Origin of the sequence: Paenibacillus sp. 2RAB27, from assembly GCF_052115445.1 — a bacterium.
Classification (GTDB): domain Bacteria; phylum Bacillota; class Bacilli; order Paenibacillales; family NBRC-103111; genus Paenibacillus_E.
Window position 1 is genome coordinate 93,067 of the sequence record NZ_JBFRGR010000006.1, and the last position, 23,741, is coordinate 116,807.

Annotated in this window: 40 protein-coding genes; 36 read left to right on the plus strand and 4 right to left on the minus strand. The window is 39.3% G+C overall.

Features of this window, described 5'->3' with window-relative positions; genetic code table 11:
- Positions 1-15: 15 nt before the first annotated feature.
- From AB4114_RS11135 to AB4114_RS11145, 3 genes are all read left to right on the plus strand, one after another.
- The gene (locus AB4114_RS11135; protein WP_441988515.1) at positions 16-1,554 is read left to right on the plus strand and encodes a hypothetical protein; all 1,539 of its coding nucleotides are present in this window, start codon (positions 16-18) and stop codon (positions 1,552-1,554) included.
- 63 nt (positions 1,555-1,617) lie between these two features.
- A complete protein-coding gene (locus AB4114_RS11140) occupies positions 1,618-2,073 on the plus strand; it encodes a phage holin family protein (RefSeq protein ID WP_441988516.1) in 456 nt (151 codons plus the stop codon).
- Complete coding sequence (locus tag AB4114_RS11145) at positions 2,057-2,809, plus strand: DUF1906 domain-containing protein (RefSeq protein ID WP_441988517.1); 753 nt, start codon at positions 2,057-2,059, stop codon at positions 2,807-2,809. The genes AB4114_RS11140 and AB4114_RS11145 overlap by 17 nt, the downstream gene beginning before the upstream one ends.
- Positions 2,810-2,863: 54 nt before the next feature.
- On the opposite strand, the gene AB4114_RS11150 is transcribed toward AB4114_RS11145, so the two are convergent.
- Positions 2,864-3,967, minus strand: a complete 1,104-nt coding sequence (locus AB4114_RS11150) for an acyltransferase family protein (protein WP_441988518.1) — start codon at positions 3,965-3,967, stop codon at positions 2,864-2,866.
- Positions 3,968-4,208: 241 nt separating this feature from the next.
- On the opposite strand from AB4114_RS11150, the gene AB4114_RS11155 reads away from it, so the two are divergent.
- The 17 genes from AB4114_RS11155 (at position 4,209) to AB4114_RS11235 (ending at position 15,438) form a co-directional block, all read left to right on the plus strand.
- Positions 4,209-4,577, plus strand: a complete 369-nt coding sequence (locus AB4114_RS11155; RefSeq protein ID WP_441988519.1) for a hypothetical protein — start codon at positions 4,209-4,211, stop codon at positions 4,575-4,577.
- Complete coding sequence (locus AB4114_RS11160) at positions 4,577-5,848, plus strand: DNA polymerase IV (RefSeq protein WP_441988520.1); 1,272 nt, start codon at positions 4,577-4,579, stop codon at positions 5,846-5,848. Before AB4114_RS11155 ends, AB4114_RS11160 begins: the two co-directional genes overlap by 1 nt.
- Entirely contained in the window at positions 5,845-6,225 is a 381-nt protein-coding gene (locus AB4114_RS11165; protein ID WP_441988521.1) for a YolD-like family protein, read from the plus strand. Before AB4114_RS11160 ends, AB4114_RS11165 begins: the two co-directional genes overlap by 4 nt.
- Before the next feature lie 65 nt (positions 6,226-6,290).
- The gene (locus AB4114_RS11170; RefSeq protein ID WP_441988522.1) at positions 6,291-6,542 is read left to right on the plus strand and encodes a hypothetical protein; all 252 of its coding nucleotides are present in this window, start codon (positions 6,291-6,293) and stop codon (positions 6,540-6,542) included.
- A gap of 736 nt (positions 6,543-7,278) precedes the next feature.
- Complete coding sequence (locus AB4114_RS11175) at positions 7,279-8,076, plus strand: ParM/StbA family protein (RefSeq protein WP_441988523.1); 798 nt, start codon at positions 7,279-7,281, stop codon at positions 8,074-8,076.
- Positions 8,066-8,305, plus strand: a complete 240-nt coding sequence (locus AB4114_RS11180; RefSeq protein ID WP_441988524.1) for a hypothetical protein — start codon at positions 8,066-8,068, stop codon at positions 8,303-8,305. Before AB4114_RS11175 ends, AB4114_RS11180 begins: the two co-directional genes overlap by 11 nt.
- 105 nt (positions 8,306-8,410) lie before the next feature.
- Complete coding sequence (locus AB4114_RS11185) at positions 8,411-8,686, plus strand: hypothetical protein (RefSeq protein ID WP_441988525.1); 276 nt, start codon at positions 8,411-8,413, stop codon at positions 8,684-8,686.
- A gap of 4 nt (positions 8,687-8,690) precedes the next feature.
- Positions 8,691-9,095 (plus strand): hypothetical protein, encoded by a 405-nt coding sequence (locus tag AB4114_RS11190; RefSeq protein WP_441988526.1) that lies wholly within the window; start codon positions 8,691-8,693, stop codon positions 9,093-9,095.
- Positions 9,092-9,754 (plus strand): M23 family metallopeptidase, encoded by a 663-nt coding sequence (locus AB4114_RS11195; protein ID WP_441988527.1) that lies wholly within the window; start codon positions 9,092-9,094, stop codon positions 9,752-9,754. Before AB4114_RS11190 ends, AB4114_RS11195 begins: the two co-directional genes overlap by 4 nt.
- A 130-nt stretch (positions 9,755-9,884) precedes the next feature.
- A complete protein-coding gene (locus tag AB4114_RS11200) occupies positions 9,885-10,118 on the plus strand; it encodes a hypothetical protein (RefSeq protein WP_441988528.1) in 234 nt (77 codons plus the stop codon).
- Between the two features lies 1 nt (position 10,119).
- Complete coding sequence (locus tag AB4114_RS11205) at positions 10,120-10,257, plus strand: hypothetical protein (RefSeq protein WP_441988529.1); 138 nt, start codon at positions 10,120-10,122, stop codon at positions 10,255-10,257.
- 7 nt (positions 10,258-10,264) lie between these two features.
- Positions 10,265-10,483: a hypothetical protein gene (locus AB4114_RS11210; RefSeq protein WP_441988530.1), complete on the plus strand. Its 219-nt coding sequence runs from the start codon at positions 10,265-10,267 to the stop codon at positions 10,481-10,483.
- Positions 10,480-12,858 (plus strand): type IV secretion system DNA-binding domain-containing protein, encoded by a 2,379-nt coding sequence (locus tag AB4114_RS11215; RefSeq protein ID WP_441988531.1) that lies wholly within the window; start codon positions 10,480-10,482, stop codon positions 12,856-12,858. The genes AB4114_RS11210 and AB4114_RS11215 overlap by 4 nt, the downstream gene beginning before the upstream one ends.
- Positions 12,859-12,951: 93 nt before the next feature.
- Complete coding sequence (locus tag AB4114_RS11220; RefSeq protein WP_441988532.1) at positions 12,952-13,143, plus strand: YqaE/Pmp3 family membrane protein; 192 nt, start codon at positions 12,952-12,954, stop codon at positions 13,141-13,143.
- A 96-nt stretch (positions 13,144-13,239) separates the two neighbouring features.
- A complete protein-coding gene (locus AB4114_RS11225) occupies positions 13,240-14,091 on the plus strand; it encodes an ATP-dependent DNA ligase (protein WP_441988533.1) in 852 nt (283 codons plus the stop codon).
- A gap of 12 nt (positions 14,092-14,103) precedes the next feature.
- Entirely contained in the window at positions 14,104-14,253 is a 150-nt protein-coding gene (locus tag AB4114_RS11230) for a hypothetical protein (protein WP_441988534.1), read from the plus strand.
- A 1,041-nt stretch (positions 14,254-15,294) separates the two neighbouring features.
- Positions 15,295-15,438 (plus strand): hypothetical protein, encoded by a 144-nt coding sequence (locus AB4114_RS11235; RefSeq protein WP_441988535.1) that lies wholly within the window; start codon positions 15,295-15,297, stop codon positions 15,436-15,438.
- Between the two features lie 38 nt (positions 15,439-15,476).
- Here AB4114_RS11235 and AB4114_RS11240 read toward each other — a convergent pair whose 3' ends face one another.
- Positions 15,477-16,139 (minus strand): CPBP family intramembrane glutamic endopeptidase, encoded by a 663-nt coding sequence (locus AB4114_RS11240; RefSeq protein ID WP_441988536.1) that lies wholly within the window; start codon positions 16,137-16,139, stop codon positions 15,477-15,479.
- A gap of 108 nt (positions 16,140-16,247) precedes the next feature.
- Here AB4114_RS11240 and AB4114_RS11245 point away from each other — a divergent pair, with 108 nt between their 5' ends.
- The 4 genes from AB4114_RS11245 to AB4114_RS11260 are packed head-to-tail and all read left to right on the plus strand — an operon-like array spanning position 16,248 to position 17,829.
- On the plus strand, positions 16,248-16,457 hold the full coding sequence (locus tag AB4114_RS11245) for a hypothetical protein (RefSeq protein WP_441988537.1): 210 nt from the start codon (positions 16,248-16,250) through the stop codon (positions 16,455-16,457).
- On the plus strand, positions 16,458-17,153 hold the full coding sequence (locus tag AB4114_RS11250; protein ID WP_441988538.1) for a hypothetical protein: 696 nt from the start codon (positions 16,458-16,460) through the stop codon (positions 17,151-17,153).
- On the plus strand, positions 17,154-17,690 hold the full coding sequence (locus AB4114_RS11255; RefSeq protein ID WP_441988539.1) for an accessory gene regulator B family protein: 537 nt from the start codon (positions 17,154-17,156) through the stop codon (positions 17,688-17,690).
- Positions 17,691-17,706: 16 nt separating this feature from the next.
- Positions 17,707-17,829, plus strand: a complete 123-nt coding sequence (locus AB4114_RS11260; RefSeq protein WP_441988540.1) for an AgrD family cyclic lactone autoinducer peptide — start codon at positions 17,707-17,709, stop codon at positions 17,827-17,829.
- Between the two features lie 68 nt (positions 17,830-17,897).
- Here AB4114_RS11260 and AB4114_RS11265 read toward each other — a convergent pair whose 3' ends face one another.
- Positions 17,898-18,254: a hypothetical protein gene (locus tag AB4114_RS11265; protein ID WP_441988541.1), complete on the minus strand. Its 357-nt coding sequence runs from the start codon at positions 18,252-18,254 to the stop codon at positions 17,898-17,900.
- A gap of 332 nt (positions 18,255-18,586) precedes the next feature.
- Between AB4114_RS11265 and AB4114_RS11270 the strand changes: the two genes are divergently transcribed.
- Complete coding sequence (locus tag AB4114_RS11270; protein ID WP_441988542.1) at positions 18,587-18,853, plus strand: helix-turn-helix domain-containing protein; 267 nt, start codon at positions 18,587-18,589, stop codon at positions 18,851-18,853.
- A 239-nt stretch (positions 18,854-19,092) separates the two neighbouring features.
- Here the strand turns inward: AB4114_RS11270 and AB4114_RS11275 are convergent, their stop codons facing one another.
- Positions 19,093-19,503 (minus strand): helix-turn-helix domain-containing protein, encoded by a 411-nt coding sequence (locus tag AB4114_RS11275; protein WP_441988543.1) that lies wholly within the window; start codon positions 19,501-19,503, stop codon positions 19,093-19,095.
- Between the two features lie 111 nt (positions 19,504-19,614).
- Between AB4114_RS11275 and AB4114_RS11280 the strand changes: the two genes are divergently transcribed.
- From AB4114_RS11280 to AB4114_RS11330, 11 genes are all read left to right on the plus strand, one after another.
- Complete coding sequence (locus AB4114_RS11280) at positions 19,615-19,905, plus strand: hypothetical protein (protein WP_441988544.1); 291 nt, start codon at positions 19,615-19,617, stop codon at positions 19,903-19,905.
- A 157-nt stretch (positions 19,906-20,062) separates the two neighbouring features.
- Complete coding sequence (locus AB4114_RS11285; RefSeq protein ID WP_441988545.1) at positions 20,063-20,260, plus strand: hypothetical protein; 198 nt, start codon at positions 20,063-20,065, stop codon at positions 20,258-20,260.
- On the plus strand, positions 20,244-20,390 hold the full coding sequence (locus AB4114_RS11290; RefSeq protein ID WP_441988546.1) for a hypothetical protein: 147 nt from the start codon (positions 20,244-20,246) through the stop codon (positions 20,388-20,390). The genes AB4114_RS11285 and AB4114_RS11290 overlap by 17 nt, the downstream gene beginning before the upstream one ends.
- Positions 20,390-20,638: a DUF7667 family protein gene (locus AB4114_RS11295; protein WP_441988547.1), complete on the plus strand. Its 249-nt coding sequence runs from the start codon at positions 20,390-20,392 to the stop codon at positions 20,636-20,638. The genes AB4114_RS11290 and AB4114_RS11295 overlap by 1 nt, the downstream gene beginning before the upstream one ends.
- 17 nt (positions 20,639-20,655) lie before the next feature.
- A complete protein-coding gene (locus AB4114_RS11300) occupies positions 20,656-20,877 on the plus strand; it encodes a hypothetical protein (RefSeq protein ID WP_441988548.1) in 222 nt (73 codons plus the stop codon).
- A gap of 114 nt (positions 20,878-20,991) precedes the next feature.
- Positions 20,992-21,249 (plus strand): hypothetical protein, encoded by a 258-nt coding sequence (locus AB4114_RS11305; RefSeq protein ID WP_441988549.1) that lies wholly within the window; start codon positions 20,992-20,994, stop codon positions 21,247-21,249.
- A complete protein-coding gene (locus AB4114_RS11310) occupies positions 21,250-21,510 on the plus strand; it encodes an AbrB/MazE/SpoVT family DNA-binding domain-containing protein (RefSeq protein ID WP_441988550.1) in 261 nt (86 codons plus the stop codon).
- Positions 21,511-21,513: 3 nt separating this feature from the next.
- Positions 21,514-21,984 carry a DUF1360 domain-containing protein gene (locus tag AB4114_RS11315; RefSeq protein ID WP_441988551.1) on the plus strand — a complete coding sequence of 157 codons (471 nt, stop codon included), beginning with the start codon at positions 21,514-21,516 and terminating at the stop codon, positions 21,982-21,984.
- A gap of 5 nt (positions 21,985-21,989) precedes the next feature.
- Positions 21,990-22,178: a helix-turn-helix domain-containing protein gene (locus AB4114_RS11320; protein ID WP_441988552.1), complete on the plus strand. Its 189-nt coding sequence runs from the start codon at positions 21,990-21,992 to the stop codon at positions 22,176-22,178.
- Positions 22,179-22,198: 20 nt separating this feature from the next.
- Positions 22,199-23,332: a ParB N-terminal domain-containing protein gene (locus AB4114_RS11325; RefSeq protein ID WP_441988553.1), complete on the plus strand. Its 1,134-nt coding sequence runs from the start codon at positions 22,199-22,201 to the stop codon at positions 23,330-23,332.
- Entirely contained in the window at positions 23,319-23,741 is a 423-nt protein-coding gene (locus tag AB4114_RS11330; RefSeq protein WP_441988554.1) for an ORF6C domain-containing protein, read from the plus strand. The genes AB4114_RS11325 and AB4114_RS11330 overlap by 14 nt, the downstream gene beginning before the upstream one ends.

The window sequence follows — 23,741 nt, forward strand, 5'->3', positions numbered from 1 at the left end:
AGGAGGAAGGTCAGTATGTTGATAAAAAGAAGTTCCAGTAATGGTACTGGAGTATCTCCAAGCAATACAAATGGACACATAATTATCAGCGGAAGTGACGTAAATGTTTACGATGAAACTGTCGTAAAGAACCTTGCTACACATAATAATCGTCCGACATTAGATAAGTTATCTGATAATGGTACTAGTCTCCTTTTTAATGGGTCAGCCATAGGTGGAGGTACTGGAGGGGGCAGCGATCCCACCCATAGTAATCTTGATACATTAAATAAATTGTCCGACAATGGTTCTGGGCTCCTTTTTAATGGAGTAGCTGTAGGAAGTGCAGGAGGTACAAATTCAATCTTTGTCACCTCTGCATTTGTACTATGTGGTGATGTATTGATTAACACCGACGCAAACCAAAAGTCCATAACAGTATCCTTGAACACGGACTTACCATTAAATCGGATACTCTCTGTTAATTACTCAAACGGAACCACAAGAAGTGAATCAATTCCAAACCCATTTACGTTGCAAGCTGGGGAATATATGGTCTGGAACGCGGCTCTGGGGTTTCAGATCAAATCACAGAGTGCTGGCATATCTGTGCCTTTTGATTCCGTTCTGATAGCTATGAATTGGAACGGTAAAATTACAGGGGGGGTAATATTTGATATATACAATAAGCGATATCCGATATATGAAAAAGAGTATTCGGTAAATTTTAAGGAAGTTCCCATAGGTAGCCTTAAAACATACCATTCAATGTTTGTTTGTGATAATGAGTTAATAACAATCGAAGTGCCTTCGGTGGGTTCTTCAAATGTATTTTCTCTTCCAGATTTAACGTTTGTTAAGTCTTTTAATGTTTCCTTTATAGAGACAAATGCTAACTTAACGACCAGCGAAATGCGGCTAGTTGCTAGTGACTATAACCAAGAGGTTAGGGCACTTATTATGGGCAACTCGACAAATAATGGCGCAGAAGAATACATGAAAGGGTATATTTTTTACAATGCGGATACTTGGAAAAACTCAGCCACTACAGTAACTTTTGCTAACTGTGGATTATATACAAAGTTGGATTTTCTCCCTGCATTGTTTCCGGGACAGACAACTGCCAAGATGTGTTGGGCCGCAGAGAAGGATATGTGCTACTTAACAACAACAGATCTTAAATATGTTCATAAATTATTGCTAGGTGTAGGTACTAGTAACCTAGGAAATGGGACGTATGCTTATGATGCGGCTAAAAGATACAACGGAACATACAAAATCATACAAACTTATTCCCAGGATGCGATGAAATATGGGAATAAAGATTTACAGTTTTACCGTGGAAGCCTATGGTATCCACTAAAATATACAAATGGGGGTTACAAAATTCAAAGATCCTACCTATGTGGAAGCAGCGGACAAATTAAGACGGACTTAATTTACTACAATCCAATAGGCCAGGACGGACAACCTCTATTGACAGGCAGCCCAGAAGGTATAGTAGCTTATAACGGACAGATAATTTGCGGACATGCGACTTATCCAAAAATGTATGTGTTTGATGCCACTTTATAAATTTCGAGTTAAAGATGCGCTCCGAGCCGATCGGGGCTATTTTCATTTCCGGGAGAGTGAATCATGATTAAAAAACTATTCACCGATCTACTTGGTATCTCAACCACACAACAGGCAGCAGTAACAACCTCCACCGGAGTTCTAGGTGCGATACTTACATATTCATTCGGGGGGTGGAGTGACTTGCTAAGTTTATTTTTATGGGCGATGGTCGTTGATTACCTTAGTGGTATTGGTGCTTCTCTAAAAGAAGGGACTGGCCTAAGCAGTAGTATTGGTTCTAGGGGTTTAGCGAAAAAAGGGGTAATGCTTCTCGTAGTTATGCTCGCACACAAAATAGATACTTTATTTGGCTCCACTGTCGTAATGACTGGGGCCATTTATTTTTATTGTGCCAATGAGTTAATCAGCATAACTGAGAATTTAGGTCGAATGAACTGCCCATTGCCACCGGGAGTGAAGCAGGTTATCCAGGTGTTAAAGAGCAAAGGGGATGCCACCAATGACAAAGGGAATTGACTGTGCGACACCTTTGACAACAAAGACAGCTGCTGCATTCGCATTAGGTGGATTTTCTTTTGCAGCTCGTTACTTGGTCCCATCCGGATGGAAGGCGTTGACGAAGACAGAAGCTGATATAATTAATCAAGCAGGTATGGATATTGTTTCGGTATTTGAAACAACTGCTGATAGAGCCCTTGGTGGTCGTGCTGCGGGATTGGCAGATGGTGCTACAGCCGTGAAAGTAGCCCAAAAGGTTGGTCAGCCCGCGGGGTCTTGTATATACTTTGCAGTGGACTTCGAGGCAACGAAAGCTCAAATGGCAACGGTTATTGAATACATTAGGGCGGCTAGTGAGGCCACACCAGAGTACACAACTGGCGTATATGGATCGTTTGCAGTTATAGAAGCTATCAGCAAAGCAGGCGCTTGTTCTCGATTCTGGCAGACACGAGCATGGAGCTACAATAAGAAGTCGGCAGCAGCTAATATTTATCAATACGATTGCGGACCTCAAGGTCTGGGGCTAACCATGAATGGAATTGGCGTAGATCTAAACGAAGGTTATGGAAATGAAGGAGCATGGAATAATCTGAAGGAGGAGGATGAGATTATGCTCAAAGTCGAAGATGCTGACAAATTGATTGAAGTGTTAAGTAAAATATATGCCATTTGCATAGATCAGGTCAGTAAAGATGAAGTACACCGATTGGCTAATGAATTACGAAAAGCATCAGGGCAACCGATAGAGTAACAAAAAAAAAAGCCCCCACAGGCTGCTGTTTGCTTTGTGGGGGGCTTATATTAACTACGGGATATTTTGTGGAATAGTATTATTATTAAACGTCGAACTTTTTACGTCTTTCCTAAAAATCAATTTAGAAATCATTATCCTCACTTTGTCTGTATGTTTCTCAGTTAATAATCCAATTACCCAAGCATAACCAAAGACTAAAAGTGCAAGAGTTGCTTTAATTACTAATGAGTTTCCCTCAAAAGGCCAAAATGGAGAGACTCGCCAAGTCAATATTAAGTTTGCTAAAGGGTAATGTGTTAAGTATAAGGTATAAGAGAACCCTGCTAAATAATTAGGGATATTATACTTTTGGGTACTTCTGTTAGTAAAGAAAGAAACGATAAGATAGGTGAGGAGCGCAAATATTAAACCAACCCTTAAATCAAGAAAGTAACTACTCCCTGCCTTGTAGTTCATCGAAACAATTGCTAATAAAGTAACAAACAGAGTAATTATTAACTTTACATATGACTTCTCTAATTTTAAAGGCTTAATAAGTGGGATTAAGGCACCAAGTAACCATATCAAAAAATATTCCATTATCTTTTGGCCCACGAATAATGAAATAACGATTGATAAAAAAAGATAAATTACTTTGTGGCTTTTTTTTCTCGAACGAAATATTAAAACTAGACAAGGGAATAACATGTAGTACCAAAATTCATACGTTAGACTCCACATTGGTCCATTTAAGCCAAATGCACCTTTCACCAATATTCCTTGCATAAAAAATAAATTTCCAAAAAACAACTCTGGGTTTATAAAGTTAGAAATTTTTAAGTTTGGCGGGCTTAGTTCTTCACCAAATATTCCAAGTTGCGTTTTTACAATGATATAGGTGAGAAATAAAGCCGGTACAAGAACTATCCATAATCTTATAATTCGTCTTAGTAGATAATCGAACCAACTCCACCTGTTTTCTGAGATTGCTTTTAGAATACTCGATGAAATAAAGTATCCACTTAATACGAAGAAGACCATAACAGCTTGAGATCCAGGCAAAGGGACATAGAAGTGGAAAAGGAAAACAACAAGGGCAGACATAAATCTTAATAAATCTAGAATATGCGATGCTTGGGTATCATTCTTTACTAAAGTTAAAGATAGTTTACTCAACAATTAAACACCACCATGTTAAAATTTGTAATTTAGATGTATTGTAACATGAAAATTCTTTATTGAGAACAAAAACAAAGCAGAATATTAAAGTGCTCAGGAAAATTTTCCTTCCCCCATTAGCCTTCAATAGGCTGGTGGGGGATTTTTTTGTTTTCCATAAAATTCACTTGCATAACGAATACATGTTCGGTATATAATAGTAAAACACAAACAAATGTTCTTATTTTGAGGTGATTAAATGAGTGTCATTACAAATGTTGAGACTGACGAGGATGTTCAATTAATCAAAGAATTTACTTTGCTTCCTATTCTGCTCGATATGCTGGCGAGAGATACGGAGGAGCTTAAGGTACACAAAGATAAAATAATATATGGTCATATTTTGTTTTATTTAAAAGAGGTTGAGAATGCAATTTATCCTGAAATACAAAATGTTAAGAGTAAAATGAAAAAGAGGGACATTAAAGTTCTAAAAACAACAACCACATCTTTAGGGATTAATGTTGAATATAAAGTTCGTGGCTACATCCACCATTTCACAATGCTTCGAACCTTGATTAAAGCTGAACTCATGACAAGTTTAATGAGAATGCGGAGGTCATTGTGATGGGAGAAAAAAGTGTTCGCACAATTTATCTCTCGGATTGCCAATCATTTTACGCAAGCGTCGAAAAGGCTACACATCCAGGTCTTGATAACTTGCCGGTGGTTGTCGCTGGTGATCCAGCCAGAAGATCAGGAATTATTTTGGCAGCATGTCCTATCGCTAAAAGCTTTGGCATTACTACAGCCCAGCGTCTTGGTGAAGCACTTCAGTTATGTCCAGACGCAATCGTTATGCGGCCGCACATGCAGCGCTATATTGATGTATCACTTGCAATAACAGATATCTACAAACAATACACTGATTTAGTTGAAATATTTTCCATTGACGAGCAGTTTTTGGACGTGTCAGGGTCGCTCAATCATTTCCGATGTACTCCGGAAGAACTGGCTGTCATGATTCAAAAGAAGGTCGCGGCTTCAATGAATATACGTGTACGCGTTGGGATTGGCCCAACTAAAATCCTTGCGAAGCAAGCAACGGACAATTTCGCAAAGAAAAATCAAAGTGGTATTTTTACACTTGGTAAAGAAGATGTCGAACGAGTACTTTGGCCTTTAAGCGTGGATAAAATGTATGGAGTCGGTTCCCGCATGACAAGACATTTTGTTAATCTTGGCATGACCACAATCGGTCACGTTGCGAGGACACCTTTGCATGTTCTTAAGCAAAAATTTCGTGCGCGTTTCGGTAAACAGTCGGATATTCAAGCGGAAGTCATGTGGCGTACAGCAAATGGACTGGATGACAGTCCAGTAACACCAGGAACGTTTGATGTAGCTCCGAAATCAATTGGTCATGGAATGACCTTGCCGAGGGATTACACGACAGCAGAAGAAGTAGATATCGTACTTTTGGAATTAACGGAAGAGGTTTGTCGTGATGCCAGAGCAAAAGGATATACAAGTGGTACGGTACATGTATTTTGCATGTGTTCGCCTTATGATGCACCTACTGGATTTAGTCAGCAGCGTAAAATGCCTTTTACCACGAACAATACGCTAAAAGTATTCGGTTCAGTTCGAGAGATATTTCATCGAAATTGGAATGGTCATCCAGTGCGTAAGGTTGGTGTTACACTGGGATCTCTTGATGATGAGGAAGTTACACAATTGGATCTCTTTGAGGATGTAACTAAGATGCGTAAGCTAGATAGTGTATTGGATGGTATCAAGGATAGGTTTGGTAACACGGCAATTATTCGCGCATCAAGTCTAATGAAAGCCGGTCTAGCAACGGATAGAGCAGGCAAAATTGGAGGCCACTATAGATGAGTAAAAAATTAGAACTAAACGGACTTTGGGAGTCTAGTCGGATGATGCTTCCACAGCATAAGGAGTCAGCAATTAAAACTCGAAAAGAGGCTCAGCGTTTAACACGACCTATACGTGACGAGCAAGAAATACAAAACATAGCAGCCGTTTTGAGTTTGTCTCAAATGTATAAGAAACCAGTCGAGCTAACTATATTTGAAGAGTTTAAGGCTCGCTCAATTACTGGTATTGTTGCACGTAGTAGGCATGGTGAATTTCGCTTTGAAACAGTAGAACCTTTTAGCGGTGTTGTTGATTGGGAATGGATTGGATACAGAGATGTTCTGAAAGCGGAGTTAAGCAAAGATTGGTTAGAAGATGAAATGGTTGATCCATAAGATTCCACGAGTAGTACTCTTAATATAGAGGCATAATACGATCAAACTCTTCCGGAGGTGGTCGTATGGAGCTTATTATTGCATTGTTATTTTGGTCAGTATGGTATGGTTATAAGTATTTTAGAAGATTGAAGAATAAAGGTAACCAGATCGAGTCCACTTCCCTGAATCCAGAAATTGATTATGTAGAAGCAGAAATTATAGAGGCAATACGAAAGGCAACGTGTGATTTTTGTGATGGAAATAGTTTCGTGCCCGGACGGACAAATGAAAGAATGCCTTGCCCTAAATGTAGTCGTGAGAAGAAAATTTCATGAAGTTGATTTCTGATTCGTGTTTTAATTTCTAATTAATTTGATATAATTAAATTCTAGGGCACAGCACCTTTATGGTGAGCTTATCAAACGCACCCTAAGCGGAAGTCAGTCATTTCATTGATAACCGCGCCAAACCTAGCTGTGAATGGTTTGGCTTTTTTTTTATTTTTCTGAATGTACTTGCATTATTCTGGTAGTCTCTCGCATATGCTGGGGGTAGAATCGCCCCCGGCTCAGTGGCCAGACTACATCCTAATATGATAGCTTGACCGCGGCGCGTCATCGGAGAGATCCGGTGGCGCGCTTTTTGCGTTTTACCAGAAATTCGAAACACTTACGTTGTGACCTCTCCTTCTTAAATAACCAACAACTGCGATTTGTGTATCCGCGTTGGCTCTCACCGACTTACTTCCATCACATAGGTCAGAGATAGTATCTCTGTTCCTACCAGTTCCTTTAGCTAGTTCCCCTTGCGTAATTTTATGTTTATCAATGAATTCCCCTAATGGCGTTCTGCTTTTTCCTAAACCCAAAATAATCATCCCTTCCATTGCCTGTCTAGCAATAGGATGGACAATCTATGAAAAAATTATTCAAAAAACTCCGCAACATGCCCAAGCATAGGCCATAACCTATATCATCAAGCGAGTTATGAACTGCTTCACAACCTCTTCACAACAGCACACTCAAGTGCTCGGACAGTTCATAACTACTTAACAACAGGAGCGTGATGCAGATGAACATTGGAATCGATGTTGGTCGTTATAAAGTAAAGGTTTGGCATGCTACGGGTAATTTCGAGTTTTATTCAAACCTTGGTGAGGCTCGTGAATTAGAATTTGGTGATTCCAAGGGAAGTGATGATATGTACGGCAGCTATGAGGGAAGGAAGTTCACTGCAGGAACGTTGGCTATTCGAGAAGCGGAGTATGGTGAATCTATGATGACTGAGAGCAAACTTCATGAAGATACCGTGATTTTAAACCTCATTGCGCTTCATAAGGCTGTTTCGGGAACTGGGCGAGTAAAGATGGTCACTAACCTTCCTATTGATTGCCATGAACGCGACAAAGCGGCGTTGAGATCAATGTTACTGGGAATGAAGAAGTTAACTCTCAATGGAGATATCAAAGTCTTTTTGATTGATGATTGTCGTGTGGCCCCAGAGGGAATCGGATTTTATAAGCATGCAAAGCCCGGAAAGACGATCCGAGGGTTAAACATCGGCAGCCGGACGGTGAACGCAATTACATTTAGAGATGAGGAGAAGATTGGCCGGGAGAGCGACACGTTCGACTTTGGTACAGAGTCGGGAAAGAGCAAGGATCGTTTTGAGATGGCCAGAGCTATAGCTGGTAAGACAGGATCTTTGAAGTGGAAGAAAGATGACGAGGTGTTGCTCGGAGGCGGGGGAGCTGCTGAAATCGTGGAGCACCTAAAACAGTTTTATCCTTTGGCGAGGGTGGTGGAAAATTCCGTGTTCTTAGATGCGGAAGCGCTCTATAGAACTGCGGTGGAAATCTATGGCCGATAAGAACTATATCCGGAAGCCTGCGGTGTTTAATCCAGGTAGTGCAAGAGAGAAACGTATTTGGGATTGGATTGAGAGTAGCACTAATAATTTCAAGGGACAGAACTTCGCCGCATTTGTGAGAGATAAATTGGAATGGTGTATGCAAAACGAGGGAGGGCATTTCACTCCTGCAGTTATTCAGCAGCCCATTACTCAAGATTCAAAACAAGGTTACTCAAAATTACTTTAGGTAGGTGTTTGATATGTCTTTCGTAGGTTTCTATGCGACGAGCAGTTACTATGGTCATTGCAACAATTACAACAGTCAGAATCATTACAACAGGGAGGGCTTAGGATGAATATTAAAAGTATAGGCTCCAGAATTATAGTGAATTTGAAGGCGCCGAGTGGTGCAAAGGCAACTTCTAAACCTCTGAAGTCTTGCCCAGAGTGCGGATCTGCGCGAGTCTACACAGAAATTATTGTAAGTGGCCCCGCCTTAGTTAACGTAAACACACTTGAATTATGGGAGCAGCCGGATGACTGCGATTGTTGCTGGAGTGACGTGGCCTCTGCAGGAGAATTTACTTGCACGGCTTGCGATCACGAATGGACGGAAGAGGGGAAGTGACATCATGGCCTACACAATGAGCATCCCTGATTTTGTCCGCTGCGGGTGGCAAGAGGAAACGGTGATTAAAAAGTTACTCGCTCACCTAAATAGAAACAAAATTAAGTATCGAGTAATAGGGACTGCGATAATTTTGTTTGTCGGATTGTCAGGTTTTGCACATGCTTCAACTGGTATCGATGTTGGGGCAAGGAAACTTTATAAACAAATCCTCAGTGTTGGGAAATGGATCATTATTATTAAAGGGGATATCGACACAATAAAGTGTGGAATGGACGGGGATACAACAGGCGTTAAATCAAAGATGATTGGTTATAGCGTCACATATGCCAGTCTCTGGGCGTTGCCGTGGTTGTTCAATGAAATTGATACGTTATTTGGCGATAATTTGGAGGCATCAAGCCAATGAACATCCAACTTGCCCCTCGAATAACAGCACCATTTGGTTCCATCGACTCTGTTCACAAAACACCTCATACCGGTATAGATATCGCAATGCCAATCGGTAGTAAGGTCTACGCGCCTGAAGGTGGTATCGTCTCCCGCATTGCGGACTACGGCGACTCATCTTTAGGGAAGGCGGTGTTTATCAAAACCAAGGCAGGTTATCAATATATTTTTGGTCACCTGTCTGATAACACGATTGTTAAAGAAGGTACTCGCGTTCATGCGGGAGACTGTATTGCATTGTCAGGATCTACAGGCTTCAGCACTGGTCCACATCTTCATATTGGACTCGTTAATAAAGTTGGAGCATTTATCGATCCTGCGGAAGCAGCGCCAAAGGCAGGCGGTCATCTTGGCATCCTCGGAAAGGTTCTTGAGAAGTCCTACAATCAGGCTCAGGATAACGTACAAGAACATGCTCGTTCGGTGTTATACGACACGGCATTAGGATTCATCCAAGGCGTAGGTGATCTCTTGATTGATCTATCTTATTGCATAGGCTTGATTGGTGCAGGTATGTGTATCATTTTTCATGTTGCTGGTTGGGATAAAGGTATGAAGTGGGCAGGAATACTGACTGTGGCTTATGTATTTATTAAATTTTTAGCGGCAGGAGCGTGATCAAAAGTATACTACTCCTAAATTTTCTAGTTCAACGTATAACTGTTCATTTTGTGGTCTAGTTTCAATTCATTCATCCTCATGTCAATATTGTCAAAATAGCGAAATTGAAAGGTCGGTGAAAGGTCCAATGAGTAAAATGACTTTTGTTAGAAATGAGAAAGGTGACTTCGTAAATAGTGCAATTGGTGCAACAAAGAAAGTCGTCGAGGCCACAATGGACGTAGCCTCTGCATATGCAGAATTGATGCGTGGTGCTATGGACTTAGCAATTAGAATTGGGCTGCTCTGTTTTTTCTGGCCTTACATCACTAAATTCACCGAGTTATTTGTAAAGTCAATTCAAGCAGTAGGGTTATTTTAAAATGTTTACATCTGGGCTGACTGCTGCTGCTGTTCTATTCCTAAAATACGGACCGTATATTGCAGGCATTAAACTTGTCACATCGGGCATTGATTGTGTGGCGACTTACGTAAAGCATAGGATTACAACGAAAGGGTGAGCTGTATATGAAAGCTAAAATTGTCACAACGGATTTATTCCCAAGGATATTGACTTATTACACAGAAGATGGAGTTGCAGAAATAGAAGAGGCTTCAGTCATTATCGAAAAGATGGCGGAGTCGGTATCTGCTGCCGAACTTGTGAAATTCCTATCGTTCATTAATACTGGTAATTTCGGATTGGCTTACGATATGTTCCGGTACATCCAGGAGAATAAATCATGAGTACAATATCTCTTCGCGATGCAATCCGCATTGTTCGGCCCGAGTATGTATTTCTCAAACTAAAACCAAACAACTCCATTAGAAACAACAACACACACAAGATCGCTAGGGCCATAGCATCTCTTTACAAAAATGTGTTGGAGAACGTTAAGAAGGAAGAACACCGGGCGACTCGCATTCTAGGTAAGCAGTTCTTCATTCCAACTAAGGTTTCGCTCGAGACTTCCGCCAAGGTTTCCTATTTCATCTATATCGAAAAGAAGAAAGTTGAGTTTTACTTTATTGCCCCCAAGCAGCATCTTAGTGTCATAAAGGAGAAGATAGGAGATGTATGGACCAGTATCACCGTAGAAGAGGTAGATAGCCTTCCTGAGTTCGGGAAAGACGCAACTAAGTATCAGCTTTCTTATACGAAAGAGGATGCGCTGAGCCTCAACGTAGATCGTCGTGACAATGACTTGTTACGCTCAACATTGAATGTGGTGGATGTCATGGAAGACGGAGATCGAGCTGGGGTGTTCTATAACTTCATCCCAGTATCCCAGTTTAGTTGGAGATCCACTTACAAACATACGATTGAGAAAGTGAAGAGCAAGAAACCGGTTGATAGAAATAAGCTTGGCACAAGCTATGTCTTCAAGATGGCAGTATCATTCCTAGTAGGTACCGTTGATGCAGTAACCAGTGTGTTCTCAGATACTAAGAAGGTCAACAGCGAAAGTCCGTTAGAATCGCTTCTAGAGAGACTGAATGGCGGTGTCAAAATTAGTGATAGTACTCAACGGAAAGCAACTGCAAACATTCTTGATACTCAGATCATTGTCATGAGTAAAAGTGAAGACGCGCTGCGTCAGCGGAACAATGCCAAAAGCCTGGCGAGAACGTTCGATTCCATTTCGGAGGATAACGAACTTACTCACCGGTCATACAAAGGAGAATTCAAATATACGGACAGATTATTGCGTGGTGCCGCCGTGAACAAAGTTGGAGATGAAGAGTGTCAAAGTTTTATTTCCATGGCTGGTCGCGAGTTGCTTGAGCAACATCAGATGATTGAACGGGTAGAAACACAAGAAACTGAGGTTCCTGAGGACCTACAGGAAGGGGGAATGTGCGTGGGGACAAATCGATATAGAGGTAATGATCAACAGGCATTTTTAAGTACTGATAAAGAGTATAAGAATCTGCCCTTAATTCTTATCGGGCCGCAGCGTGCAGGTAAGTCAACATTGATAGGAAACTTAAGTAATGATGCTCTTAATGCTGGTGAGTGCGTATTCATTTTTGATTTCATAGCAAGCTGTCAGCTAAGTAGTGAAGTGGCAACACTATTTCCTAAAGATAAAACACTAGTCATTGATTGCGAAGACCCAATGAAAATTGAAGGACTGGGTTACAATGAGGTTGGCGTAAGTTTGGATCCATTCCAGCAATACGATAACGCTAAGAAGCAAACTACACAAATAAAAACTTTAATTAATTCGGTAAATGCAAACGGCAATGGTGATACAAATCTTTCAGCAAAAATGGAAAGATACCTTGAAAGTGCAAGTAACGTTGTATTTGTGAGCGGCGGTAGCGTGACAGACGTATTTAAGGTACTTCAGAACCACGTGGCTCGGCACAAATTTATTGATAGTGTACCGGAGTCTCAGCACGAAAACCTCTCTGAGAACATAGACAGTCTTTTTGAACTTGATGAATACAAGGATGTGAAGGTTGGAGAAGGAAACAACAAAAAGACCATACAGGAGTTGTGTGGTACAAAGGATCATCTCATCACAGGAGTTATCGATCGCTTGAATAAACTGAAGGCAAATACGTTTATGGAGGCAATGTTAAAGAAGTCTACGGCAGGTAATATCAATTTAGCCAATGAGATGCAAAAAAATCAGCTTATTATTCTTAGAATGCCAGAAACAATGTTTAGTACCGACCAAGAACGTGACGTATACACAACGTATTGGATGACAAAGCTTTGGATGGCATCACAGATTCGTGAAAAGATGGTTGGTGGTGACCGGACTAAGCTGACTAAGGTTAATTTTATAATCGATGAGTTGTATCAAGTGGAGAATACTCAAAAGTTCTTGTCAGATAAATTAAGTCGGCTAGCTAAATTTGGTGTGAAGGCTATTATCAGTGCTCATTACTTGAATCAAATTAAACACATTCGTGATGAGCTCCGCAGTTCGAATGCATCATATATGCTAATTAGTGGATGTGACAAGAAGAATTTCAACGAGCTGCAGTCTGAGCTTCACCCATTCACTGAGGAAGATCTACTGAAGCTGCCGAGGTATAACAGCATGAATCTGCTAAAGAGCAAGGATGGCTATGCAAGGTTTATTACAAAATTGCCAAAACCGATCTAATAATAATTTGAACCACTCATACATTAGTAGAAGGAAAATTAATCCAATTGCAGAATATTTAAATAATTCAAATGAAGAGGATGGGATTGTATTTTGAGGTATTTATTATGTTTTATACCACCACTGGCAGTTTTGTCATGTGGCAAGATATTTCAGTTTCTACTAAGTATTGTTTTGACGTTGCTCTTTTACATTCCTGGAGTCATTCATGCAATTCTTGTCGTAAATCAGTATCATTCAGATAACAGACATAATCAATTAATTAAAGCAATAAAGAAGAAATGAAGCCCGAGGGGGGAAGGGTTCTCGGGCTTTTTTCCTTCAAGTCCCATTAGTCATAAATATCTCTAAGGTGTAACATTATTATGGGTGATGAAGATAATGTTTATTCCTCCAATGCTTTTACAATATGCCAAAAATAATGAACCATTTGACGATTCATCCACATTTGCAGAACTCAAGTGGGATGGCATAAGATTGATTGTTTCTAACTTAGATGAACTGAATCTATATACGAAGAACACGAATGCAACATCAAAATATCCCGAGTTGCAAAATCCTCCTATCCCGAAAGGAACTGTTCTCGATGGTGAGATCGTGGTGCTCGACGAACAAGGCAGAGCAGATTTTGAAGCGACGAACGCAGGGTTTCGGTCGAGCAAGTTGCGTAAACCAGTTGTATTTATGGCTTTCGATATCTTGTACCACCGCGGCGTAGATGTAACGGGTTTGCCTCTAGAACATCGCAAGCAGCTACTTGAAGATACTCTTATTGAGACTGAACATTATAGGATCGTTCGCCCAATAGAGGGCAGTGCTGAGAGTTTCTTTAATATCGTTTGCCAGCATGGACTCGAAGGCATTGTGATTAAAAAGAAGAACTCGAAGTATGAGACAGATTTAAGATCAATGAAATCTGTTCGCTCCTGGTCATGGCAAAAGGTAATAAATTATCAAAGGACAGAAGTATTCATAACCGGTTACAGCAAGAAAGAGCATTCATGGCTATTAGGTTATCCAGATGGTGACAGAATCCGACCGATCGGTGCCATGGAACTTGGGATTACACCATCAGCTCGCCAGTCAATGTGGCCAGTTTTTCAAGCTTACAAAACTGGAGAGAGCAAGGATCACGTCTATGTGCAGCCGGTTGTGCGTTGTAAAGTGAAATATCGGGATTGGTATAAGTCGGGAGCAATGCGGCTACCAGTGTTTGAGGAGTTTATTGTTTAGGGGATGAGATTCATGGAATACCGAGTGAAGAATAAGGAGACAGGCGAAGAGAAGACACTGAGTGTTTCAGAAGTGAATGACATGGTTTATAGCGATGCAGGCCAGGTAATAGTTTTTGATATAGAGATGGAAGAATATGTGTTAATTGATGAAGAGAAATAAAAAAGCCCTTGGGGATGCTTTCCCTCAGGGCTTTCGTTTTGTCCGATGCTTTTCTACCAAAAATATTCAGAATTCTTTATCAAATCTTAATTGACAAAAAATGCGAACAAGATTTAATATTATCGATAAGTCACCAAACTATTATGTGACTTCATTTTTTAAATAATCTAATTATTATGAGGAGGATAAAAAAATGACTATAAAAAATAGGATAAGTTGTAGATTTTTTATTTAGAAATAATATTTTATTTTAAAGAAATTTTTAGAAGAATTCTAGAGGATGACTGACATGTTTTTATGGAGTATAACTATGATGTACGGGGAAATAAGGAATTTATTATTCTAATATTCGAACATTATGACAGACATTTATTTATTTTATGTGGAAGTATAGTCGACGGATAAGTTTATATTGAGCAACATGGAAGGTCAACCAGGACACATGTATCTATTATTAGGTAATGGAGTAGTCAGGAAATCTTCTAATACATAAGATGTTGAATTGAAACGTACTTAAGAAAATTTTGATCTATTGCAACAATCACACTCTAATCGTTCCAAAATTTAAACTACTATTTTATTCAAAAGTAAGAGAGTACAGAAGAAAGTAATATCTTCTAACTAAACTACAGCTTTATCAATATTTTGACAGTGAAATCACGGTAAATATTGATAAGTCTAAGTTCATTCAGAACTTTGAGCAATCGACAATATTAATGCGGGCATACAGTGAGAGTCAGTATGCGCCGAAATATTTGTTAATCTACCCATAAAATATAGGATTGGTATGTTCAATTGTGCCTATTCGATATTTTGAAATTGGTGTAGTTTGCCTAGGCCCTGAAAAGAAGGTATTCGCATTCTTGCTATTCTGTTCCTTTTGAATGACAATGGTGGTTTTTTATTTTGGTTAATTCTGATTAGGGGTGATTGTTTATCGAATCAATTGTGGAGTAAGTGTCGCAGAAGAACTTGTACTTAACTCAATTAGAAAACCTTGAACTACATAAATAATCATCATTAGAAGGGCGAGTGGGTCAGTTGGAAAATGATAAAAAAGTAACGGCTATTGGGTTATTAGGATACTATATGAATCAATGTAACGAAGAAGATGCGAAAGCTTTAGCTAGAGCAGCGATTATCATTTATGAACTACCTGGAGAAACCGCCAGCGTAATGGAATAGAAGAAAGGCCCCTGAGTTAGTTCTCAGAGGGCCTTTTCTCATTTAGTTTTCAGTAAAACCCTCGTTATGTAAATTGCCTTAGCATCGTAAAGAATGTGAATGATAATAGGCACTAATAAACTTCCGGTAGTGAAGTACAGATATCCCATAATCAATCCGAATATTGTAGAGCTGATAACTCCGCTTAACCCCTGCATGAAATGTCCTGCCCCGAAGATAACTGAGATGACTACGAAAGCCACGAGTTCCGATAACCCCAAACTCACAGCATAGCGTTGCAGGAAACCCCTGAAGATAATCTCCTCACAGATCCCCACTGTAATAGTAACTCCAACAAACATGAGCTGCTGTTTATTCGTTACAGGATACAGTTTCGCATCATAGTTATCTGCTACACTCTCACGTAGCCTTTTAACGAACGGAAGGAGCGCGAAAGGCAATACAACGGTGAAGACGAGATAAGCGATTAGAAGCCAAATGAGAATGTGCCAGAAGGTGTTGAACGAGTAGTCAGGTGCTATATAGTTTGTTCGACCTGTAAGTATGATCGGAAGTGTTAGAAGCCAGTAAACGGCATATATGAGGAGATAGCCACGTTCTTTAGCTATGTCATTGTATGTAGCTGACTTGATCTTTCTAACCATGATGACGTTGAGAAGCGGCATAAATATTAGTATCGAGACAACAAGGATTACGTTCATTTAGCACCTTCTTTCTTTTGATTAATGTAACATTAATCAATTGACGATGCAAGGTATTTCAGTTATGATTAATGTAACAAAAATCAAATGGAAAGGAAGGTGATTTGATTGACAAGAGGAGGAAAAAGAGAGGGATCAGGAAGAAAATCAAGTGGTGGTATTGCAAGAAGAGTGTCGTTGACTTTGTCCCCAGAGCAATGGGAAATGATCGATAAATCTGAGCAATCAATATCATCATTTGTCCGCCATTTAATATGTGAAAATGAACTGCTGAAAATGAAGAGAAAATCTAGAACTAAAAGGGATGGTGAAAATTAAATGGATTTGTTTGTAAAACTTCTGCTCTCGATTATTTACATGGCATCTTTTGTTGTATTAAATTTCGCTATCTTCAAGTTTCGAATTAAGGGTCATGATAAGAAAATTACTATTATGGCAGTGCTGGTTGGGAGCGTAAATTTTTACTTTAAATTTGTAATCAATTCAGATTATTTCATGATAATTCAACTACTTACATACATCGTAATGCTGGCAGCCCTAATGAGATTTCCATTGCTATTCTCGTGTATTGTTGCTTTAGGTGGAGCAATTGCAGCCACTGTAATGGATACCAGCGTTTCTTTTGCAGCTGTAGGTCTAAAGTTAAGCACATTGGATTTAATGGCAAATGACTTAACACACTTTATCATTTTTCACCTAGCGCAAACAGTAATATATTTCTTAATTGCTGGACTCCTTATTAGATACAAAATAGGATACAATCTCATTGCTCATAAATATAAATTTTATGTCTTGGAATGGTTCAATCTAATTTGGATGATGATAATTATCCTCTTAACTTCAGTTCTCATATACTCCAGTAAGAACATTAATGTCAATTCATTACACTTGTTTATAATTGGCATCGTTACTTTAGGACTAATTATCTATCTAGGATATGGATACATACAAAACAAACAGGATAGGCAATTGCGTAAAGAAGTATTGGATAAGTTAACAAAAGGGAGGAATTAGATGGTTACTATCGACAAGCTTTCTTCATACCTGGCTAATTCTATAACTAAATATGATGAAAATCGATCTCCAGCTGTGATGAAGTATATGATAAAAGTTCTATTGAACTTCGTGTTTGTAATTGGTGGTGTACTCATTATCTCAGGGTTAACTGGTCATTTTATAGATGCATTAGCATGTGTCTGGGCATTTCCATTGCTCAGGCACATTTCTGGTGGAATRCACTTTAAGTCTAATGGTCTATGTAATGTTGTATCTATCGGTTTCATCCTAACATCGGTTTTTTTCCCAATAAATTACTGGTATGCAGGATTTATTATTAATATAATTGCAGTAATAGTTCTTTTGATATGGTCACCTAATGGAGTGACTGGGACGATGGATCCCAAGAACTATCCAAAACTCAAGGTGGCCGCGGTAATTATCGTAGCATGTAATTTTATTTTTCAATCACACTCATTAGCTCTTTCTTTCTTGATTCAAGCAATAACAACTATCCCTTATTCCCAAAAGTTGATTCACAAATTAAAGTTATGAAGGGAGGTGGACAAGCATGAGAGAATTCGCTGCAAAAAAAGCTGGAGCTGTCCTTGAATTCCTAGCTAAGAAATTTAGCAAAACAAACTGCTGGATCGCTTGTTACAACGAAGATGTTCCACAAGAATTGATGAAGTAGTATACATAATCTTAAAGGCGGGCTTCCTCTTAATTGAGGGCAGCCCGCCTTTTTCTTTCCTGCATCTATTAATTCAGTTTTAATCTTTTGATATACGTCATGCTATTCAGAAAACCATCAACAGCTTTCTGTTCATAGCGTTTAACTTCATCACGCAGTCGTTTAAAGAAGTCTAGGTCAGCGAGAGTTACGACCTTAGTTTCGCCTCTCCTATCGCTGTTGTGGTGTTTCATAAGGATGTACAAAGTTTTGTCGCAAGGGTCAGTATCTTCATCATTTATGAGTTCTTCATTCAGAAAAATTTGATAAACACCAGGAACCAGTTCTTTATATATCCCACAGATTTCCCCAAGTGGTACAGGTTCAACATGTACATTTTGAAGAATCGCCATTCTATATGCATCTAAATTCTGATCTTTGTACATTCAATCATCCCTCCAGTTATGTGATGTAAGAGATGGTAATCCGAATGTCTAATTACACATACAGACATTTCCAACTGCATCTCAACGCAAATTTTAAGACATATAAATTACTAAAATATACATGACATATGAATTGTTTAAACGGAATTTTATGTAGTATAATATCAGTATATTGATTTTCTTAAAGACCATTTACTTTGTGCAGGGAGCCGCCAAACTACCGCACATTGTTGAATGGTTTTTTTATTTACCTCCTTTTCCCAGAATATGATTTGATTAAAGTTTGTTTCAAATGGTACGATATTGTTTGAAATAAACTATGGAGGACAGCTATGCCGCGCTATAAGCTCGGACACTGTAACCTGCCAGATATTTTAGTTGAGTTAGGCATTTCATACACTGAATTTGCAGAAAAGATGGGCATGTCTCGTCAGCAAGCAGGTCAATATATCAATAACGAGAGAAAGATGGGAACTGCACTTATATTCTCAGTTGCTGATACTTTGGGCATCCTTGATCGTGACATCTACCAACTCATCGAAGTGCCTATGAAACCATCGACGCGCAGGCTGCAGGAAAAGTCCATGAAAGAAGAGTGAACTTCGGTTTCTCTTCTCGGCAAAGTTGTCAAGCATTTGCTTTACAAAGTACCTACTATTTCCCCATAATTAKGAGKGGAATGGAATTTCATTATATCACGAACAATAGGGGAACAAATCGGCTTTAGATAAATTTAATGTCCGTGTCATTTGGTGTCGATTGCTTGTACTACGTGTAAGATCATATGTTTATTGTATACGAACGGTTGTTCTATAGAATGCCAATTTTTTGGAATTAATTACTTTTTATTTTTATCCCTATTCAAACCCTCTACGAAAGTCATCTCCATAACCATAAGTGTGTGTTCAATCATCTTATCATCCATATTGCTGCTTCTCCTCAGAATATCATCCATCTCCATTCTGAATTTCCTTTTCTTGATTTCTAGTTCTGATGGAAGTTCATCGTCTATTTTAGGCGGAGTGGGATCTTCAGTTCTACCCAAAAGAAAGTCAGTTGAAATCTTAAATACATCGGCCATGTTTATCAATGCATCCGCCGGTGGCGTGCTTCTTCCTGTCTCATAACTAGCAATATTATCTCTTGATTTTCCAATCAATAACGCAAGTTCATCTTGTTTAAGATTCCTTTTTTCTCTAAGATCACGTATTCTCTCTCCAAACAACTTTTTTTCTTCTGGTGTCTTCAAGTAACTCACGCCTTTCTATATATTTATTTTCTTGTGTATAAAAATAACTAATTTGGGTATTGCGTGTTTTAAGTTCACATGTTACTATTGGTTTCACAAGGAGGTGACGATATGAACGAGCAGCACAAAAAGAGACGAGGCCCAAGCACTAAAATATCTGCTGATGGTAAACGTAGACTATTTAAAGAGTGCAGAAACAATTTTGGATCTGCTAGAGAGGTTGGTTTATTGTTTGGGGTTACAGACTCTTCTGTAAGGAAAACTGAAGACGGTGATTCCACACCAAATTTACTAAATGCTTTCATGTATTCCATTTTTTTTGGTAAGCCACTTGAAGAACTTTTCCCTGACCTGTTCTCCATTGCAGTGGAGAATGTTAGAAAACTAAAAACCATGGAATGAAATTCTTAATTACTTTTTCATTGTACTATGTGTTTTAAAAACACGCAACAGGAACCTTTGTTCGCAACGGGTTTGTTTATCTATGTCTTCAATGTTAATTATATACACAAAATTATTAATATCGTGTTTTTTATGATGATAAGGGTGGTTGATGTGAATGAGTTCTTTTCAATTATACATAGCCGATCTACTGAGAGAGAAAACCCTAAAAAACCTCACCAAAGACTCAGTCATTAAGCAATTCACACAATTAATCGACGATGCCGATCCAACAACACTCGAATTCATTTCATGCCAATTAACGCTGCTGCAATCATTCATGGGAAGCGGTGGTAAGGATGAGAGTAAAAATTAATGGACGTGATATTGATCGGAATGACCGAGTAACTTTTGAAGCTTCTAATTATTCTGATGGCCAGGCGTATACGGTAATCCTTGTTGGAGCTGCTTTCATCTACATGATCGCCAAGGGAGGGTGGTTTTGATGCTTGCAATTCATTCTATACACCGCGAGTTAGCGAACTGGGCATTACAGAATCTCCCGAAGGAAGCAAAGTGCATAGGCGAAATTGAGATCAAGTTACTCTTCGGGTTACTTAGAAAAAACATGATGATGATTGCAAATCTCGATCTATTAAAAGAAGCTACGCTGATTGCTCATGAACTTGGCGATTTTGAATGGGAACAAGAGCTATGCATGGAAATTGAAAAACTCGAAATACAAATGATGTGAAGAGGGAGGTTCATAAGATGTCTTCCCATGCCAATTACATGTTGTTGCTCGGTTTGTATCGGCAATTAGCAAATGGCGAGTATGAAGTTACAGCTGAGATATATGCGTTAGAAAAAGAGCTCGGGTTTAGAAGTGCTTCCCTAACTCCTGCGATTGATAGCCTGCATCGACGAATTACTGCTTTGGAGCGTGAAAATACTTTCTTAAGTGTTATGGGATTGCGAGGACCACGTTCATGATCCTACATACATTATGGAACAGTTTCGGGGTTTTTAGTCTTCTGGCAATTATAACTTATCCTTTATGGATTCACAGAGTAGTAAAGGAAGACGAGTAAGGAGGCGAGAGATTACATGATCATTTTAGAAATACCCGTTATCCAATCTGTCACTGTTGCGTCTATACCTAATCGTAAATATGAAGTGGGATGTGAGTTAAGCCAAGGGCGCGTGATTATTGAGATCGTTGATGCTGGTACGGAATATGAGGATCATACTGAATCCTTATACCACGTATACGGGGAAGATCGAAAGTTGATCGCGACTATTGAAAATTGTCCAGTTATTGTTGAATACCAACAAATAGTAATTGATGAGAGTGAGGATAAATAAATGAAATCAACTGGTATTGTTCGTAAGGTAGATGAGCTTGGACGTGTAGTTATTCCTAAAGAATTACGGGATACGCTCGGAATCAAAGAGAAAGATTCGCTTGAGATTTATGTTGATGGGGAACGTATCATGCTCAAAAAATACGAACCGGGATGTATATTTTGTTCTACTGTAGATGGACTAAAAACCATAAGCGGAAAGCTTGTCTGTGTTGACTGTGCTGGTGAAGTCGCAAAGATGCTCCATTTACCAAGGAGGTAGTGAATGAATATTTTAACCTTCATCATCCTATCACTAGCTGTGTTCCGTATTACCCACTTATTCGTATTTGATAAAATCACTGAACCGATTCGTAAACGTTTCGTTACACGTGGCTTTGATGGCCAGAACATTACATTCACGCTTCAAGGTGGCAATGTTAGAAGGTTAATTGGAAACATCGTGAATTGCTACTGGTGTGCTGGTATTTGGGTTTCAGCGATTGTGATAGGCGGATATCTGCTGTCACCAACTATTACCTTCTATATAAGCTATATCTTCGCCCTATCATCCGTACAGGCACTAATTGAAACAAAGCTACTGAAATCAGTAGGTATGCCGATTGAAATGAAAGAAGTTCCAGCAGTTCTTGAAGAAGATGAAATAAGTGGAGCTAGAGGATTTGTGAACGCTCTATTGATGACATTAGGAGCACTGCTGATTGTCCTCGGTATTGTATTAGCACTGATGAGGTGATCTCAATGTATGGCGACAAGATTGCTGAGTTGAGGCAGGCAAGAAGCTTAACTCAATATCAATTTGCTCCAAAGGTAGGGATTAAGAGAGCAGCACTGTCTCATTACGAGAACAACCGCAGGGAACCAGACTACAAAACATTAATTAGGATTGCTGATTTTTTTAAGGTAACAGTTGATTACATAATTCGATAGACAGAAGGGAGGATTTCAGAGTGTTTTTGGAAATTGGAAAAATCAAAGTTAGTGAACGAATCCGTAAGGACTTTGGCGATATCGAGGACTTAGCTAAAGATATTGAGGCTAATGGTCTTATTAATCCAATAGTTGTGACTCCCGATCTTGAACTGATTGCTGGTGAGAGAAGGTTACGAGCTCATATCTTTCTGCAAAGGTCACATGTGGAAGTTCGTGAGATGACCGTTTCCGACTACGAGCATCATTTACGTATCGAAATTTCTGAGAACGAGCACCGTAAAGAATTCACATTTAGCGAAAGAGTTGAATGGGGTAAACGATTGGAACAGGTTGAGAAACTGAAAGCCAAGGAACGCATGACCTCAGGTAAGGAAAATTTACCTGAACATGAAGTGGGGCAAGTCAGGGATATTGTAGCTGAACAAGTCGGGTTTGGAAGCGGAAAACAGTTTGATAAGGCAAAATTCATTATTGATAATGCTACTCCTGAAATAATTCAACAAGTGGATGCAGGGACTATAAGTACTCATAAGGCGTTTGTTGAAACAAAAGCTCGATTAGAAGAGGCAGTACGGAACGCTGAAGAACGAGCTGATGAAGCCGAACGTGAAAAGTTGGAGATGCAGCGAAAATATAGAAATGTTATCCCTGCTGACCAGTTAGATGAGGCAATAGCAGAAGCTGTTGAACGTACTCAAGAAGAATCAGCTGTCTTTGTACGGGAAAAAGAAAAAGAAGCAGATGTCAGGATTAAGCAATTGGAGAAAGTTTGGAAAGAGAAATTAAGTGAAGCTCTTGAACAAGAGAGAGTAAAGATCGAACAGTTAAAATCCGGTTATAAAAGCGTAAATGAAGAATTGGATGCTTTGAGGCTGCAACAACCTGACAATTTTGATGAACAGATGGCGGCAGCTCAGATGAAGAAACTTCGGTTCGAAGCTGATAACAATACAATCCAGGTTAGCATTCAAGTTAAGCAGTTTTTACAAAAAGTAGGTATTACTTCATTTATGCTCGGTGCAGTAGCTAGTGCTAGCGCAGGCGAGAAGAAACGATTGTTGGAAAGTATTGAAATGCTTGAGGCATTCATTGAACAAATCAAACCTGCTGTAAATGGTAGAAAGGTGGTAGTGAACGATGCAAACAGCTGAACAACCGGAGTTCTTAAGTATAGTTGAGAGACAAATGCAATTAACTGAAGTTCAGGGAATGGCAATACGGGGATTGGTGGAGGGTATCCGCCAAATGCATCTAGATGTGACTGAGAAGGTTGAAGAAGTGCAGCTTATGGTTCAAGAAGTACGAGATAGCGTAACGTTAAATGATCGTGAGTGCTTCGTGTTACAAAGTGCCGTTCAGATTAGATCAACCTCATTGACTAAAGATAGATACCAGGCAACCGATGATAAATTTAATGTTGTTGTTGGCAGGCATCGCAGAATGATTTGGAGCAAGCTCAAAGTTCGTTTCAGTGTAGCTAAGTATTCTCACATTCGGCGGATCGATTACGAGGATGCACTTGAATTTGCTCAGAATTTTAGGCCAGAAGATTACTTGTAG